The organism is Nocardia jiangxiensis NBRC 101359 (assembly GCF_000308615.1).
In the GTDB taxonomy this organism is placed as follows: domain Bacteria; phylum Actinomycetota; class Actinomycetes; order Mycobacteriales; family Mycobacteriaceae; genus Nocardia; species Nocardia jiangxiensis.
Genome location: NZ_BAGB01000037.1, coordinates 43,308 through 59,923, shown reverse-complemented (window position 1 = coordinate 59,923; position 16,616 = coordinate 43,308). Strand labels below are relative to the sequence as shown.

Here is a 16,616-nt window from a genome sequence, read left to right as displayed (position 1 = left end):
GCCCACCTCGTCACGGATCGAGCTGGATCAGCCGTTCCAGCAGGGCCATCGCCTCGAGGACGGTCATCCGCTCGGATTCGGTGAAGTTGTCCTCCAGTTGCCTGGCCAGCCACTCCTGCCCGCTCCGGGATCGATCGTCGAAGATTGCGCGGCCGGCGGGACTCAGCGACACCAGCTGTTTGCGGCCGTCCTGCGGATCGGGGCGGCGTTGGATCAGACCCCGCTCGTCGAGTACGGCGAGGGTGGCGGCCATCGATTGCGGGCGCACCCGCTCGGCCGCGGCCAGTTCGCTGGCCGATGCGTCACCCTGTTTACCCAACCGGCTCAGCACCGCGGTCTGCGTCGGGGTGAGCTCGCGATTGTCCGCCAGCTCGTGCAGCCGGCGGCGGAGGCGGCCGACCACGGTCCGCAGCTCGCGCGAGGCGCGCACGGAGGATTCGGAGACATCTCCGGGGATCTGGTCCATAACTTCTACGTTAGACTAAACAGTTCAGACTGTCCAGTTTTGCCTGTACAGTTCCCCGGCGATGCACGGAAGCCGGGTACATCGAACAATATTTTGCTGAACACAGATGTGCCGAATGATCTTCTATAGGGTCTGCGATATGCGCAAGACCGCTCAACCACCTGCTCCACGTCCGGCACGCACACCCGCCGCACTCGACGACGTCGACCGCATCCTGCTCGACGAACTGGCCCGTGACGGCCGGATCACCAACCACGCACTGGCCGCCGCGGCCGGGATCGCCCCCTCGACCTGCCTGGGCCGCGTCCGCGCACTGGTCGAACGCGGCGTCATCCGCGGCTTCCACGCCGATATCGATCCGGCCGCCCTGGGCCGCAGTCTGCAGGCGATGATCGCGGTGCGGGTGCAGGCCGGAGCGCGACCCCACCTGGCCGAATTCGGCGAGCAGCTCGCCGCGCTGGACGAGGTGATCGACGTGTATTTCATCGCCGGGGCCGACGACTACCTCGTGCACGTGGCCACCGCCGACACCGAGGGGCTGCGCCGGTTCGTCCTGGAACATCTCAGCGCCCGCCCGGCGGTGGCGAGCACCGAGACGATCCTGATCTTCGAGCACGTGCGCCCGCGCGCCCGAAGCTGATCGGCGTCGCGACCGAGCCGGTCGGGCTCGAAAGCTCTGTCCGGCGGCCCGGGTCCGGACGACTTAGACTGTCCCGGACACGGAATGGATGGGTTGGGGCGGGAATATCGCGGAAGGGCTGAGGCGCCGATGGGAGCGCGGACGGTAGTCGCCGATGTCGCCGACGAATTGGCGCGCCGGGTGGCCTCGGGCCGGTACGCCTCGGGCGGTCTGATGCCGTCGGTGCGCGGCGTGGCCGAGGAGTTCGGCATGAATCGCGCTACGGCACAACTGATTCTGGGCCGGCTCGAATCGTACGGGTTCGTGCACGCGCGCCGCGGCAAGGGGTTCACCATCCGCGATGTGCGCGAGGAGGGCGGAGTCGAGGTGTACCGCAGGCTGTTTCGCCTGTCCATGCCCACGCCCGAGCTGGCGATCGCGATGTTCGGCGACATCGTCGCGATGGAACGGCAGATCCTGTTCGACGCGCTGCTGTCCTACACCGCGACCCGGCCGCGGATCGATCGCAGAACCCTCGAGCACGATATCGACGCCCTGGAATCGCTTGCGCGCGAAGCGGATCCGAATCCGGCCCGGATGCTCGCCGCGGAGGTCGCGCTGGTGCGCCGCCTGCTGGGCGCACTGGGTCACACGATGCAGCGCGCGGTGCTCAACAGCATCGGCGAGATGATCGCCGAGGTGCCCGAGGCAGTCGCGGCGTACTACGCGGCCGGGCCGGAACTGCACGTGACGGTCTGGCGGGCGCTGGCGGCGGTGTGGGACGCGGGATCCTCGCCCTCCCGCGCGCAGATCGAGCAGTTCGAGGGTCTGTTCGGCGCCTTCCACGAGCGGGTGGTCGACCGGTTCGCCGAACTGGTCACCGGCCCGCCCGAATCGGTCAGCGGCGCGGCCTGATCGGCCCGAGTACCGCAGGCGGCGATCGGCTGCCGAAACCGGGATCGTAGGTTGGGACGGGTGAGCGAGACGACCGGATCCCAGGACAGCTATTTCGTGCGCGTCGGCGAGCACCGCTTCGTGCCCACCCCGCACGCCGGTGGCGCGTGGGCGCAGGACGAGCAGCACTTCAGCCCGCTGGGCGGGCTCGTGGTGCACGAGATCGAGCGGTTCCGGGCGAGCGAACAACGTCCGCCGCTGGCGATGAGCCGCATCGGTTTCGACATCCTGGGCCGGATCGCGGTCGCGGAGTTCGAGATCGCCGTGCGGATCATCCGGCCCGGCCGCACCATCGAACTGGTCGAGGCGACGGTCACCATCAGCGGTCGCGCGACCGTGACCGCCCGCGCCTGGTACATGCAGTCCCAGGACACCGCCGCGGTCGCCGGTGGTGAACCCGATCGGCTCCCGGCGCCCGCAGCGCTGACCTCCTGGCCGCTCACCTCGGTGTGGCCGGGCGGCTACATCGCCTCGTTGGACACCCGGCCCGTCGCGCCGCCGCGCCCCGGGCGCACCACCGCGTGGGTCGGCACATCGCTGCCCCTGGTGGCCGGTGAATCCGCCGGGCCGCTGGCCGGTTTCGTCGCGCTCGTGGACACCGCCAACGGCATCGCCGTGCGGCAGGAACCCACGAAGTGGATGTTCCCGAACCTCGATCTGACCATCCACTTCTACCGGCAGCCCGAAGGTTCGTGGACCGGCCTGGACACCACGGTCGTCTTCGGTGACGCCGGGCAGGGCCTGACGAGTACGGTCCTACACGACGTGCACGGACCGGTCGGACAGGCCCAGCAGACCCTCACCGTCCGCCCGCAGCCGCCCAGCGGGTCGTAACCCCCTGCCCGACGGCATGATTCACCATTCATGAGGACCCCGGAGACGGGTCCGGCCGCCCGGGGCGACAATCGAGTCATGCTGCTCGGTCCGCACGAGGTCGACCTGTTCGAAGACGCCCGCGCCCGCCTCGAGGCCATCGCCTATCGTCTGCTGGGCTCGGCGAACGATGCCGAGGACGCGGTCCAGGACACCTTCCTGCGCTGGCAGGCCGCCGACCGGGAGCAGGTCCGCACACCCGAGGCGTGGCTGACCAGGGTGCTGACCAATCTGTGTCTCAACCACCTCACCTCGGCCCGGGCCCGGCGCGAGACCTATATCGGGCAGTGGCTGCCCGAGCCGGTGCTGACCGGCGATCGCATGCTCGGCCCCGCCGACACCATCGAACAGCGCGAGTCGGTGTCCATGGCCGTACTCATGCTGCTCGAGCGCCTCTCCCCGCACGAGCGCGCGGTGTACGTGCTGCGCGAGGCGTTCGGCTATTCGCACGCCGAGATCGCGGAGATCGTGAACCTCACCGAGCCGAACTGCCAGCAGATCTACCGGCGTGCGAAGCAGCATCTGAGCACCGGACGCTCGCGCACCGAGGTCGATCGGGCCACGGCCCACCGGATCGCCGCGGAATTCCTCGCCGCCACCGCGGGCGGTGAGATCGAACCGCTGGTCGGGATGCTCACCGACGACGCGACCGGGATCGCCGACGGCGGCGGAGTCCTACCGGCACGGCGCACATCCATCGGCGGTGCGCTGGCGGTGGCGCGATATCTGCGCGGACTGTTCCGGCCCACCGAGCACAAACGCGGCTGGGTGGGCGGGTCTCCGGCGCTGTACGCCGGGGTCGTCAACGGCGATCCGGCGATTCTGGCGCAGGTCGACGACCGTCTCGTCGGGGTGATCATGCTGGAGTCGACCCCGGACGGGATCACCGCGGTGCACATCCACGCCAATCCCGGCAAGCTCGATCGCCTTTCCCGGGCCTGGGCCGTGGCCGAGCACAACGAGCCGCTGCTCGAGGCATGGTGACCACCGTCACAGTCGATATCTGTCAGTAAACCGCTCACTGTCCGGTTCAGGAGTCGAACCCCGAGACAGGAGTCAGAGATGAAACATCGCATCGTCGTCCTCGGAGCCGGATACGCCGGAGCCAATGCGGCCGCGCGCCTGGCCAGTCGACTGCATCCCGCCGACGTCGAGATCACCGTCGTCAACGCCGATCCCGATTTCGTCGAACGGGTCCGCATGCATCAGCTCGCCGCCGGGCAGGAACTCGCGCACCGTCCGCTGGCCGAAATCTTCGCCGACACCGGCGTCGTCCTGCGCATCGCGCGGGTGGAGTCGGTGGACGCGGACCGCAAGCTCGTGCGAGCCTGCGACGAGCAGGGCACGGACTTCGAGATCGCCTACGACACAGTGGTTTACGCGCTCGGCAGCACGGCCGCAGGCAACGGCGTTCCCGGCGTCGCCGAATACGCGCACACCGTCACCGACCCGCGTGCGGCCCTGCGGTTGCGCGATCGTCTGGCCGAACTCGGACCGGGTGCGGCGATCCTGGTCGTCGGCGGTGGCCTCACCGGCATCGAGGCGGCCACCGAGATCGCGGAGACCCGGCCGGATCTCGCGGTGACGCTCGCCGCGCGCACCGGCGTCGGCGAGGGGCTCAGCGACAAGGCCCGGCGACATCTGAACGCCGTCTTCGATCGGCTGGGCATCACCGTCCGGACGCACACCGAGATCACCCGGATCGATGCGACCACTGCGAGCACCGGCGACGACCAGGTCCTTCCCGCGCCGGTGACCGTGTGGACGGCGGGATTCGCAGTCCATCCCATCGCGGCCGCGACGACGCTGACCGTCGACCCGACGGGACGGATCATGGTCGACCGGACGATGCGTTCGCTCTCGCACCCCGACGTGTACGCCGTCGGCGATGCCGCGCTCGCCGACGGACCCGGCGACGAGCCGCTGCGGATGTCCTGCGCCTCGGGCATCCCGATGGCCTGGCAGGCCGCCGACTCGATCGCGGCCCGGCTCACCGATCGCCGGGTTCCGCGAGTGCCGATCTTCTATGTCGCCCAATGCATCAGCCTCGGCCGCCACGACGCGGTCCTGCAGTTCGTCACCGCCGACGATCGCGCCAGGAACTTCTCGATCACGGGTCGCCGGGCCGCGCGCTACAAGGAACTCATCTGCAAGGGCGCGGCCACGATCGCCGCGCACCCCGCCGCCGTGGCCCCGATCGGACGGCACCGTCGCCTCACCGCGGCCACACCCGAAATCCTCACGGCCACTTCGTGAGAGGCGGTTCGGCTGCGCCTGCGGGCACCGGATTTCCTACCGGCCGGAAGGAGCTGGGAAACTCGGTGCCCATGGCGCGGCTCGGACCGTTAGCCTGTGCCGGTGGAGCGCATCGACAATGCCCCGGGTACCGCGAAACGGCCGGGGATTGCACTGGCAGCGGTGACTGCCGTTCTGTTCGTCACCTTCCTCGACACCACCGTCGTGAGCGTCGCCCTGGGCGATATCCGGCACGAGCTCAGCACCGATGTGATGCTGCTGCAGTGGGTGGTCAACGCCTACACGTTGGTGTTCGCCGGACTCATGCTGGCGGGTGGATCATTCGGCGACCGGTGGGGACGCAAGCGGGTCATGATCGCCGGACTGGTGATCTTCTGCGCCGGATCGGTCGTGGCCGCGGTGGCGGCGAGTGTGCCGGTGCTGATCGCCGGACGCGCGATCATGGGTCTGGGCGCCGCGGCTTCGGAGCCGGGCACCCTGTCGGTGCTGCGGCACATCTATCCGGACGAGCGCAAACGCGCCCGCGCACTGGGCGTGTGGGCGGCGGTGTCCGGGCTGGCGCTGGCTGCCGGACCGGTTCTGGGCGGTGTGCTGGTGCACGCGTACGGATGGCGTTCGATCTTCTGGTTCAACCTGATCATCGGCGCGGTGGCGCTGCTGGCGGCGCTGTGGTCGGTTCCCGAGAGCGCCGACCCGAGTCCCGGACCGATCGACTGGGCCGGAATCCTGCTCGGCGCACTGTTTCTCGGTTCGGTGATCTACGCCGCCACATCCGGTGAGGATCACGGCTACACCGCGCCGTCGGTGATCGCGCTGTTCGTACTGGGCGCCATCGCGTTCGCCGGATTCGTCGTCGTGGAGACGCGAGCGCGCGCACCCATGCTCGACTTCCGCTATCTGCGGCTGCCCGCGGTACGTGGTGCACTGGTGGTCGCCTTCGCGGTCTACTTCGGCGTCTTCTCGATCTTCTTCTTCACCGCGCTGTATCTGCAAGTGATGCAATCGTATTCGGGTTCGCGCACGGCCACGGTGTTCGCGCCGATGGCCGTGGCGATCATCGTCGGATCGCTCGCGGCGGGCGCGTGGGTCGGGCGGTACGGTTCGCGCCTGGCCATGATCGTGGGCTGCGTGGTCGGCGCGGTCGGGATTCTGCTGACGCGGCAGGTCCTGGAGACCGCGCCGCCGCACGATCTGCCGCTGGCCTCGGCGATGGCGGTGGCCGGACTCGGATTCGGCATCGCGGTGGTGCCGCTGACCTCGGCCGTGCTGTCCGGTGTCGCGGCCGAGCATTCGGGTATGGCCGCGGCGGTGACCAATACGATGCGCCAGGTCGGTTCGGCGGTCGGTGTGGCGGTGCTCGGATCCCTGGTGAACGCCTATCTCACCGGCGATCTGCGGGACAAGATGAATGCCGAGGGCCTGCCCGCGGAACTGCAGCCCAATGCGATCGACGCCGTCGAGCGCGGGCGCATCCCGCACGGCGTCGACATCACCCCTTATCTGAAATATCTGTCGAAGGTCTCCGAGGCGATCAACACCGGCAAGACGGCTTTCCACCACGGCCTGGATATCGCTCTGCTCGTCTCGGCGATCCTGATCCTGGTCGCGGCCGCCTACACCGCGGCCGACGGAGCGCTGAGTCGCAAGCGCGACGCCTGACCCGGCTCCTCCCACGGCGATTCGGCACAGCCCCGGACAGCCGAAGATGCTTCGACCGACAGAGTCTTACCGGACCAATCTCTGATGATTTGGACAGTTAACCGAGTCAATACAGAATTAACTTCGGCGATATAGCCAGCATCACGCAGAATCTTCATACTCGCTATCGATAGCGCGACGCAGCCCCGCGTCGCGCCCCACCGAGAGCGAGGAGCGTAGATGAAGATCGGAATCCCCCGTGAGGTGAAGAACCACGAGTACCGGGTCGCGTGCACCCCGGCGGGGGTCCGCGAGCTGGTCGCCCACGGGCACGAGGTGTACCTCGAGACCGGCGCCGGAATCGGATCGGCCTTCGAGGACGACGCGTACACCCTCGCCGGTGCGCGCGTGCTGGACTCCGCCGATGCGGTCTGGGCGACCGCGGAACTGATCCTGAAGGTGAAAGAGCCGGTGGCCCAGGAATATTCGCGCATGCGCGCGGATCAGGTGCTGTTCACCTATCTGCATCTGGCCGCGTCGGCGGAATGCACCGACGCGCTGCTGGCCGCCGGAACCACCGCCATCGCCTACGAAACCGTCACCGGCCGGGACGGCGCACTGCCGCTGCTGGCGCCGATGAGCGAGGTCGCCGGTCGACTCGCGCCCCAGGCGGGCGCCTACCACCTGATGCGCAGCGGCGGCGGGCGCGGTGTGCTGATGGGCGGGGTCCCCGGCACCCGGCCCGCGAAGGTGACCGTCATCGGCGCCGGCGTCGCCGGACGCAACGCCACCGAGATCGCCGTCGGCATGCGGGCCGAGGTCACCGTGCTGGACGTGAACATCGCTCCGCTGCGCGAACTCGACGCGCACTACCGTGGCCGGGTGCGCACCATCGTCTCCAATGCGCAGGAGGTCGAGCATGCGGTGCGGGAGGCCGATCTGGTCATCGGCGCGGTGCTGGTCCCCGGCGCGAAGGCGCCGACCCTCGTGTCCAACGAACTCGTGGCACAGATGAAACCCGGTGCGGTCCTGGTGGATATCGCCATCGATCAGGGCGGTTGCTTCGCCGATTCTCGGCCGACCACACACGACGACCCCACCTATCGGGTGCACGACGCGGTGTTCTACTGCGTGGCGAACATGCCCGGCGCGGTGCCGTACACCTCGACCGTCGCCCTCACCAATGCCACGCTGCCGTACGTGATCTCACTCGCCGACCGCGGCTGGCAGGAGGCTCTGGCCGCCGATCCCGGCCTGGCTGCCGGGCTCAGCACGCACGGCGGGGAACTGCTGTCCGAATCGGTGGCCGCGGCACACGGTTACACCGCTCGCACCAAGGCCCTGGCCTAGCCCACCGCCGGCACGGTCCCGCTCAGGCGCAGCGGACGTGGAAGGCAGCCTGCGGGGACATTCCCGGCAGCGCGACGACCTGGGCCGTCGGATTGCCGTCGAGGGAGCAGCCGGACGGGACGGCGGTGACCTTCACGCGGTAGCAACCCAGCGGGACCGATGCCGTGCCGGTGCCCTTCGGCCCGGTCGTCGCGGACGCCACCATCGAACCACCCGAACACGGCGTGAACGACGTCGACAACCCTGTCACCGGGAAGTTCGTGCCCAGGGTCGATGCCTGTACCCGGATCGTCACCTGCCCCGGGCCCTGTGCGGCAGCCAGGCCCGGGGTCAGTGCGAGTGCGGCCAGCGCGGACACGGTGAACAGGATGCGGCGCAACGGATCTCCTCCGACGATAGATGAAACAGGTTGTCTCCCGGCTCAATATAGGTGGCTCACGTCCGGCATTGCGACCGGATCGCACATCTGGGCGCGATCACCGACGATGCGCATCCTGTCCGCGCCTCGCCCCGCGAATGCGCTCGATGTCGACCCTCCCCTGGCGAATCCGACGCACGGCACGCCACCCGGCACTGGATTCGGTCCGGGCGACAACCTGATCAATGACATCTTCCAGTGAATTTCACAGGCTCCTCACAGCTACACGCCAGACTTCTCACCGATCTCCGGGACAGACTTGCGCGGTGACCGCGACCACTGCTGATACCGCCGTGTCCGAATCGACCTCTCCACCGCTCGTCGAGCAGAATCCGGCCCTGGGGCCCGCGCGTCGCTGGGAGCGGATCGCGCTGGTGGTGCTGCTGCTCGGCACCGCCGCGGCCTATCTGTGGAACATCACCGTCAACGGCATGGGCAACAACTTCTATGCCGCCTCGGCCTGGGCCGGTTCGCGCAGCTGGAAGGCGCTGCTGTTCGGCTCGCTGGATCCGGGCAACTTCATCACCGTCGACAAACCGCCGGTCTCGCAGTGGGTGATGGGTCTGTCGGGGCAACTGTTCGGCTTCAGCAGCGCGAGCATGTTGATTCCGGAGGCGCTGATGGCCGTCGCGGCCGTCGCGCTGACGTACGGCGCGATCACCCGTGCCACCGACAGTCGCGGCGCGGGACTGCTCGCGGGTGCGATGCTCGCGGTGACGCCGGTCGTGGCGATGATGTTCCGTTTCAACAATCCCGACGCGGCGATGGTGCTGCTGATGACGGCCGCGGCGTACTGCACGATCCGCTCGCTGCGCTGGGCGAGTATGCGCTGGCTGATGCTGGCCGGGGTCGCCCTCGGATTCGCGTTCCTGGCCAAGATGCTCGAGGGGCTGATGGTGCTGCCCGCGCTCGGGCTGGCCTATCTGGTGGTCGCGCCGACCGGCCTGGGACGGCGGATCGGGCATCTGCTGGCCGCGGCGGTCGCGCTGGTCGTGTCCTCGGGCTGGTATGTGCTGCTGACGATCCTGTGGCCCGCCGATTCCCGGCCGTATCTGGCCGGGTCGACGAACGACACCTTCATGGATCTGGTTCTGGGCTACAACGGTTTCGCGCGGTATCTGGGCAAGAACCACATGGGCCGCAAGATGCTCGAGATGCCCGCCGGATACGAGTTCCCGCATTTCCACGGCGGCGGCCCGTTCGGCGGCGGGAACGGCGTCGAACGACTGTTCACCGGTGAGATCGGTTTCGAGATCTCCTGGCTGCTGCCCGCGGCCATCCTGGCCTTCGTGCTCGTGCTGATTTCCCGCGGCCGGGCGCCCCGCACCGATCTGGTGCGCGGCGCGGCGCTGACCTTCGGGCTGTGGCTGCTCATCGACGGCGCGGCGTTCGCGGGGATGCAGGGCGGTATGCACGCCTACTACACCCTCGCCATCGCGCCGGCCATCGCGGGAACCGTCGCGCTCGGCGTGCTGGAGATGTGGCGGCGACGCAACAGCGTCCTGGGCCGATCGGGTTCGGCCGCATTGATTCTCGCCGGTGGCGTGTGGGGATTCGTGCTGCTGCAACGCAATTCGGACTGGCAGCCGTGGTTGCGCTGGACGATCCTGGTGGTGACGATCCTCGCGGCCGCCGGGCTGGCGCTCACCGCGGTCCCCGCACTGTCCCGCCGAACCCACCGGCGTGCCACGGCCGTGCTGGTCGCCGTGGGGATGATCGCCGCGCTGGGCGGTTCGACCGCTTACGCCGCGGCCACCCTGCCGCAGGCGCACACCGGCGGCGGTCCCTCGGTCGGCCCGGCGCACAAGGACGAGATGCCCCCGGCCTTCGCGCAGACGCGGCACGCGTTCGGCATGTTCATGGGCGGGGACGACTATCCGCCGCAGCTGATCGATATGTTGCGGCACACCAACACCACCTGGTCCGCGGCCACCGAACGCTCCGGCCCGGCCGCCGGTCTGGAGCTGGCCAGCCGCACCTCGGTCATCGCGATCGGCGGATTCACCTCCGAGGACCCGACGCCGACCCTGGCGCAGTTCCAGGACATGGTTCGCACCCACCAGCTCACCTACTACATCGCACCCGAGGTGAAGCTGCCGGACTCGTGGCGGAAGAAACCGGCTCATCCCGCGACCGGGAATGAGCCGAATCAGTCTGCCGCGCAGCAGGATCCCGATGCGGCGCTGTGGCATCCGGTGGGCAATACCGACATCTTCAACTGGGTCTCGGCGCATTACGCACCGCAGCGGATGGACGGCCTGGTGGTGTTCAACCTGTCGGCCGCACCGCACTGAGCGTCGTGGTGCCGCCCGTCATCCGGGCGGCACCACGCCCCTCTCGTAGATCAGAACTTGCGCATTTCGGGTTCGAGGCCCGGCAGCCACGGCTTCCACGGTTCGAGTCCGGGCCCGTTCGGTGAGCCGGTGGCCACGAATGCGGCCAGCGCGCCACCGAACTGGGCGGCCAGCGCATGGTCCCGCGCGCCGACCGTGCCGAGCATCGGCGAATTCGGATAGCTGTCGAACGTGCCGAACAGGTACGGCAGATCCGCGCAGTGGGCCGCACCCAGACCGAACGGATCCGGCGAGGGCTCTCGCAGGAATCGATAGAGATACGCCGGATTGCCCTGTGCGGCAAGTGCTTCGCCGATGACGCTCAGATCGTCACCGAACATGACCTCGCCCCCGACCGCGGTCAGCGCCTGCGCCGGACGGGCGCCGGGGTGCTCCGCGAGGTATTGCCGGTAGCGAGATTCACCCGAGTCCCCCGCGATCTCACCGACGAGTCGCACCGCAGCGTCGTCGGAGATCATCCGGATCATCGGATTGAGCGCGAAGAACGAACCGAGTTCGTTCCCGGTCGCGCCGAGCAGCACATCCTTGCCGCGCAGTGCGCCCGCCGGGACCAGATCCCGCCACCCGGCCGACTGGATCGCACCGCCCAGCACCGGATACAGCGGCGGTGCGATCCGGCCCGGGACCGCGGTGTCGAGCATGAGCCGGGCGTAGGCTTGCACGAGGTCCAGTACCGGCAGGGACCGCAGCCGGGGCGTCGGATCGGCGCCGTCGTCCGGAATGCCCAGCAGCGCAAGATATTTCCCGGCCGTCGCGGCGGCCTCGTCCGGATCCTGCGGGCTCATCCCCCACGGTCCGGACTGGCCGATCACCCGGCGCACCGCGGGACCGGTGTCGGGGTCGGTCGCCAGCGCCATCGCCGAGAACGCACCCGCGGACTGTCCACCGACGGTGATCAGGTCCGGGTCACCGCCGAAAGCGGCGATATTCTCGCGCACCCAACGCAGGGCCGCGGCCTGATCCTGGGAGCCGAGATTGTCCACGCCGGGCAGGCGCAGATATCCCAGCGGTCCGAGCCGGTAGTTCGCGGTGACCACGATGATGTCGCCGAGTGCGGCCAGGCGTCCCCCGTCGTACCAGTCCCAGCCGCCGCTGCCGCTGGTGAATCCGCCGCCGTGGAACCACAGCAGCACCGCGCGCGGCGTGTGCGACTCCCCCTGCGGAACCCACACGTCGACCGTCAGACAACCGTCCTCGTCCCACCTCGGAATGCGCGCGCCCATGACCGACTCGAGCCTGGACGGCCACTGCGGCACCGCCGGACCGGACCCGGCCGCATCGCGCACACCGACCCACCCCGCATGCGGTCGCGGCGGCGCGAACCGCAGCTCCCCGACCGGTGAGGCCGCGTACGGAATCCCGCGAAACGCGTACGCCCCCACCGATTCCGCGACTCCATACACCCGCCCGGCAGCGGTCTCGACAACAGTGCTCACACCGTTTTCCCCGCGTGTCGCCGCCGCGAACTCGCCCCGCTCACCCGCCTCATCCTGCCCACTCATGTCCATCGATCCTGCCAGACCGTCCCGAGCTCGGCACCCGTGCGATTCGGTCGGATCGCACGATCGGAGCATATTCGGCGCACGGCAGTCCGCGATCCCGGCGGCCGGTATCGAGCATCGTCACGGTTCGGTCGTCCAGACGCAGGGTGCCGCCGGTGACGTCGAGCGCGACGGCGTTGCCGTCACGGCGCATCGAAAAGCCGACGCCGTGGTCGGTGCCGCTTGCGGTCACGGGCGAGATCAGCGTGGTGGGAGCTGCGGCAGACGCAGGGTCCGCCGCGGCCACGCTGTAGGTGATGGTGGTCGCCGCGATCGCGAGCATGGTGATCGCGGCGAACTTGGGAGTCCTCATCGGGAAATCTTTCCTTTCACAGTACAGAACATAAGGCTGTGCATCCCGAAAAGTACTGGTGGATAGGGACTTTCGTCACACGGCAAACCGGCTCCGGGCGAGGATTGCAGTCCGAGTCCCCGATTTCCGACCCGAGCGGTGAAAACCGTTGGCGTTCAGGGCCATTGACGAGCCATCGGGGGAATTGTCGGGCCAGAGGTCTGCTTTCACCCGGGGAACCCCGCAACTTTCGACCGGCACGAGAAGTAACCGTCGGTGACTCGCCGACGGCTCAGGAACCTCGAGCGCGCCGCATCGGTGCGGACGCCGAGTGTCTGCGATGCCCTTCCGATTTACCGACGTTGCTCACCGCGGCCGTCGATCAGGACGCCCGCGCCAATATCGGCACCGAAGAGCCTGTCCAGCACATTCGGCGTCCACGAACTCGGCTCCGCGCGCCCGGACCCCATTCTGCTGCCCCCGGCGACGCGACACGCGTACCAGCGCCACGGATTTCAGCTATCTCACAGCTACGCTTGCTCGATGGGACAGTCGAGTCGGCGGCAGATCCTCACCGCGGGTGCGGCCGCCGCAGCGGCCCTGTTCGCGCCCGGCACCGCCGCGGCAGCGCCGCCACCGGCACCGGCAGGCGGGGTGCCGCCACTGGGGGACGGATTCCTGTGGGGCGTGTCCTCGTCCGGTTTTCAGACCGAAGGTCATGCGGCGGACAGCAATTGGACCCGTTTCATCGGCGCGGGTAAGGCCGATCCCTGCCTGGAGTCGGTGCGGTTCTGGGATTATTACGCCGACGATGTCTTCCATGCCGCACAGTTGGGCATCAAGGTCTACCGCATCAGCGTCGAATGGGCCCGGGTGCAGCCGAATCCGGGCAGTTGGGACGACGGGGCGCTGATCGCCTACGACGGTATCGTGGATGCGATCGTGCGGGCGGGGCTGCGACCGATGCTCACCCTCGACCACTGGGTGTATCCGGGATGGGCCGCAGCGCGCGGCGGCTGGCGGCATCCGGACATGGTGCGAGACTGGCTGACCAACGCCCGGAAGATCGTGGACCGCTACGCATCTCGCGATCCGCTCTGGGTGACGATCAACGAACCGGCCGCCTACATCGGCACCGAGCTGCGTATCGGCGCACTGCAGCAGAGCGATGCGATCACCATGCGCGATCGACTCGCCCGGGCGCACAACGAAATCTACGATCACATTCACCAGATCCGACCCGATGCGATGGTGACCAGCAATCTCGGCTTCGTCCCGGGCGCGGAGACCTCGGTGAATCAGCCCTTCGTCGACAAGGTCGCGAACAAACTCGACTTCCTGGGCGTGGACTACTATTTCGGCCCGGATCCGGGGACCACTGCCGCGAGCAGTTCGGCGGGTGCGCCCGGTATGTGGCAGCTGCCCCTGCAAACCGAGGGCATCTATTACGCACTTCGCCACTACGCCAAGCTTTTTCCCGGCAAACCGCTGTACGTGGTGGAGAACGGGATGCCGACCGAGAACGGCAAACCCCGCCCCGACGGATACACCCGCGCGGATCATCTGCGCGACACGGTGTACTGGCTCCAACGAGCCAAGGCCGACGGGATGAACCTGCTCGGATACAACTACTGGAGCCTCACCGACAACTACGAATGGGGCAGTTACACACCGCGTTTCGGCCTCTACACCGTCGATGTGACCACCGATCCGAGCCTGACCCGCAAGCCCACCGACGCGGTCGCTGCCTATCAGGCCATCACCCGCGCCGGAGGCGTGCCCGCGAACTATCGTCCGACCCGCGCACCGCTGCCCTGCTCGAAGGTGGACCCGCCGGACAGTTGCAACCAGCCCGTCGTCGTGTAGCGGACCCACGAATACGCCCCGCGCGGATGATGCGACGGGGCGTTCGAGGTGAGTTGCTCAGGCGGGCAGGCCCAGGCCCTTGGCCAGCACCGGCCACGACTTCAGCAGATCGTCGTGCCAGTAACCCCACGAGTGGGTGCCGGTCGCGGTGAAGTCGTAGGTCGCCGGAATGCCGAGCTGATTCAGCTTGGCCTGCAGGTTGTGGCTGCATCCGTTGACCGCCGCCTCGATGACGCCGCCGATGATCAGCTGATTGGCCAGGCCACCCGCACCCGGCAGCGCGTAGCGGCCGTTGAGCGTGTCGTACTTGCCCGGCAGCCCGGAACCGCTGGAGATGAACAGGTTCAGCCCGCGCAACTGGTCGGCGTGCACGTACGGGTCGTTGGCCGCCCACATCGGATCGTTCTGCGGGCCGTACATGTTGAGCGTGTTACCGCCGCCCCAGACCTCGGTGGCCATGTTCACGAACCGGTATCCGATGGGGTCACTGATCTGCGCGCAGCCGCTGTAGGCGGCCACCGACTTGTACAGACCGGGCTTGGCGATCGCCAACGCCAGCACCGAGGTGCCCGAGGTGGACAGCCCGGCGATCGCGTTCACGCCCGTGGTGCCCAGCGCGCCGTCGACGATCGGCGGAAGCTCCTGGGTGAAGAACGTCTTCCACTTGTTCACCCCGAGTGTCGGGTCCGGCGCCCGCCAGTCCGCGTAATAGCTCCACGCACCGCCGACCGGCTCCACCACGTTGACGTTCTTGGTGGCCAGGAACTTCAGCGCCTCGGGAGCCTGCGCGTCCCAGCTCGCGCTGTCCTCGCCGCCACCCGCGCCGTTGAGCAGATACAGCGTCGGACGCGCCACCGACGCGTCGGCGGGACGCTGCACCTCCACGGTGATGGGCTTGTTCATCGCCGCGGAGAACACGCTCAGCTTCAGGTGCGTGGCATCGACGACGCTGAATCCGGTCAGCTTGGAACCGTCCTGGGATACCGGCTTGGCCAGCGGGCTCTTCGAGGTGATCAGCGGATCGCTCGACGCGGCGGCAGGGCCTGCCGCGACCACGGTCGACAACCCCGCGAAAAGGGCTGCCGCGGCAGCCGTTGCGATCCGAATCCCGCGCCTCATGCGCACCTCCGTTACGAACTCAAAGCGATGTCCCGGACGACATGACGCCCGGAACTGTAGTTGACCGGCTATCGTTTGGCGAACCAGACATGTTTCAGATTGTGTGGCATCACATACGCCGCATCACCGAAACAACCTTGCCCAGGACTACCGCGTCGTCGCCGTCGATGACCGAATAGGCCGGATTGCGCGGTTCCAGGTAGACGTGCCCGTTGCGCCGCCGGAACACCTTCACGGTGGCCTCGCCGTCGATCATCGCGGAGACGATCTCGCCGGTCTGGGCGTCAGGCTGACGGCGCACGACGACGATATCGCCGTCGCAGATCGCGGCATCGATCATCGAGTCACCCCGCACCCGCAGACCGAACACCGTGCCGCGGCCGACCAGCTGCCGGGACAGGGTGAGCGTGTCCTCGGCGTGCTCCTGCGCCAGAATCGGCGTACCGGCCGCGATATCGCCGACCACGGGCACCTCGACCGCGTGCTCGTCGCGCTCGGGCGCGGCGGCGGACCGCAGGAACAACCGCACGTCGATCGGCCGCGACACGGATTCGCTGCGCCGCAGGAAACCCTTGTCCTCCAACGCCTTCAGGTGCCGGGACACGGTCGAGGTGGAGCGCAGCCCCACCGCCTGACCGATTTCGCGCGTGCTGGGCGGATACCCGTGCCGCACCACCGAATCCCGGATCGCCGCCAGGATCCGCTGCTGGCGGGGCGGCAGAATCGAGGTGTCGAGGTGCTCGAAGGCGTCGTCGTATCCGGTCACCCGGGAATCCTATGCGGCGCCGGGTGACGGACTGTCGCGCCGACCTAACCTACCGAGGAGTAACGTAACCTCGGTCACCGGCGACACCATGCGAGGAGCAAGAC

At 68.4% G+C, this 16,616-nt stretch carries 15 protein-coding genes; 9 read left to right on the top strand and 6 right to left on the bottom strand.

What is annotated here, in order from left to right; all coding sequences use genetic code 11:
- Positions 1 to 10: 10 nt before the first annotated feature.
- Positions 11 to 466 carry a MarR family winged helix-turn-helix transcriptional regulator gene (locus ON40_RS12290; RefSeq protein ID WP_040821926.1) on the bottom strand — a complete coding sequence of 152 codons (456 nt, stop codon included), beginning with the start codon at positions 464 to 466 and terminating at the stop codon, positions 11 to 13.
- Between the two features lie 139 nt (positions 467 to 605).
- On the opposite strand from ON40_RS12290, the gene ON40_RS12285 reads away from it, so the two are divergent.
- The 7 genes from ON40_RS12285 to ald all read left to right on the top strand — a co-directional run bounded on the left by ON40_RS12285 (position 606) and on the right by ald (position 8,156).
- Positions 606 to 1,106: an Lrp/AsnC family transcriptional regulator gene (locus ON40_RS12285; protein WP_051193021.1), complete on the top strand. Its 501-nt coding sequence runs from the start codon at positions 606 to 608 to the stop codon at positions 1,104 to 1,106.
- Positions 1,107 to 1,235: 129 nt separating this feature from the next.
- A complete protein-coding gene (locus ON40_RS12280) occupies positions 1,236 to 2,000 on the top strand; it encodes a GntR family transcriptional regulator (protein ID WP_040821922.1) in 765 nt (254 codons plus the stop codon).
- 60 nt (positions 2,001 to 2,060) lie between these two features.
- Positions 2,061 to 2,873, top strand: a complete 813-nt coding sequence (locus tag ON40_RS12275) for a thioesterase family protein (protein ID WP_040821920.1) — start codon at positions 2,061 to 2,063, stop codon at positions 2,871 to 2,873.
- A gap of 78 nt (positions 2,874 to 2,951) precedes the next feature.
- Positions 2,952 to 3,896, top strand: a complete 945-nt coding sequence (gene sigJ / locus ON40_RS12270) for an RNA polymerase sigma factor SigJ (protein ID WP_040821918.1) — start codon at positions 2,952 to 2,954, stop codon at positions 3,894 to 3,896.
- 78 nt (positions 3,897 to 3,974) lie between these two features.
- Positions 3,975 to 5,168: an NAD(P)/FAD-dependent oxidoreductase gene (locus ON40_RS12265; protein ID WP_040821916.1), complete on the top strand. Its 1,194-nt coding sequence runs from the start codon at positions 3,975 to 3,977 to the stop codon at positions 5,166 to 5,168.
- 162 nt (positions 5,169 to 5,330) lie between these two features.
- Positions 5,331 to 6,827 carry an MFS transporter gene (locus tag ON40_RS12260; protein ID WP_040821975.1) on the top strand — a complete coding sequence of 499 codons (1,497 nt, stop codon included), beginning with the start codon at positions 5,331 to 5,333 and terminating at the stop codon, positions 6,825 to 6,827.
- Between the two features lie 219 nt (positions 6,828 to 7,046).
- Positions 7,047 to 8,156 carry an alanine dehydrogenase gene (gene ald, locus ON40_RS12255; RefSeq protein ID WP_040821914.1) on the top strand — a complete coding sequence of 370 codons (1,110 nt, stop codon included), beginning with the start codon at positions 7,047 to 7,049 and terminating at the stop codon, positions 8,154 to 8,156.
- 22 nt (positions 8,157 to 8,178) lie between these two features.
- On the opposite strand, the gene ON40_RS12250 is transcribed toward ald, so the two are convergent.
- Positions 8,179 to 8,535 carry a hypothetical protein gene (locus tag ON40_RS12250; RefSeq protein ID WP_040821912.1) on the bottom strand — a complete coding sequence of 119 codons (357 nt, stop codon included), beginning with the start codon at positions 8,533 to 8,535 and terminating at the stop codon, positions 8,179 to 8,181.
- Between the two features lie 305 nt (positions 8,536 to 8,840).
- Between ON40_RS12250 and ON40_RS12245 the strand changes: the two genes are divergently transcribed.
- The gene (locus ON40_RS12245; RefSeq protein WP_040821910.1) at positions 8,841 to 10,868 is read left to right on the top strand and encodes an ArnT family glycosyltransferase; all 2,028 of its coding nucleotides are present in this window, start codon (positions 8,841 to 8,843) and stop codon (positions 10,866 to 10,868) included.
- Positions 10,869 to 10,918: 50 nt separating this feature from the next.
- Here the strand turns inward: ON40_RS12245 and ON40_RS12240 are convergent, their stop codons facing one another.
- Entirely contained in the window at positions 10,919 to 12,430 is a 1,512-nt protein-coding gene (locus ON40_RS12240) for a carboxylesterase/lipase family protein (RefSeq protein ID WP_083895592.1), read from the bottom strand.
- Positions 12,414 to 12,782: a hypothetical protein gene (locus ON40_RS12235; protein WP_040821908.1), complete on the bottom strand. Its 369-nt coding sequence runs from the start codon at positions 12,780 to 12,782 to the stop codon at positions 12,414 to 12,416. The genes ON40_RS12240 and ON40_RS12235 overlap by 17 nt, the downstream gene beginning before the upstream one ends.
- A gap of 522 nt (positions 12,783 to 13,304) precedes the next feature.
- Here ON40_RS12235 and ON40_RS12230 point away from each other — a divergent pair.
- A complete protein-coding gene (locus tag ON40_RS12230; RefSeq protein WP_040821906.1) occupies positions 13,305 to 14,627 on the top strand; it encodes a family 1 glycosylhydrolase in 1,323 nt (440 codons plus the stop codon).
- Positions 14,628 to 14,684: 57 nt separating this feature from the next.
- Here the strand turns inward: ON40_RS12230 and ON40_RS12225 are convergent, their stop codons facing one another.
- Positions 14,685 to 15,746 carry an alpha/beta hydrolase gene (locus ON40_RS12225; RefSeq protein ID WP_051193016.1) on the bottom strand — a complete coding sequence of 354 codons (1,062 nt, stop codon included), beginning with the start codon at positions 15,744 to 15,746 and terminating at the stop codon, positions 14,685 to 14,687.
- Between the two features lie 109 nt (positions 15,747 to 15,855).
- Positions 15,856 to 16,512: a transcriptional repressor LexA gene (gene lexA, locus ON40_RS12220; protein ID WP_040821904.1), complete on the bottom strand. Its 657-nt coding sequence runs from the start codon at positions 16,510 to 16,512 to the stop codon at positions 15,856 to 15,858.
- Positions 16,513 to 16,616: the final 104 nt, after the last annotated feature.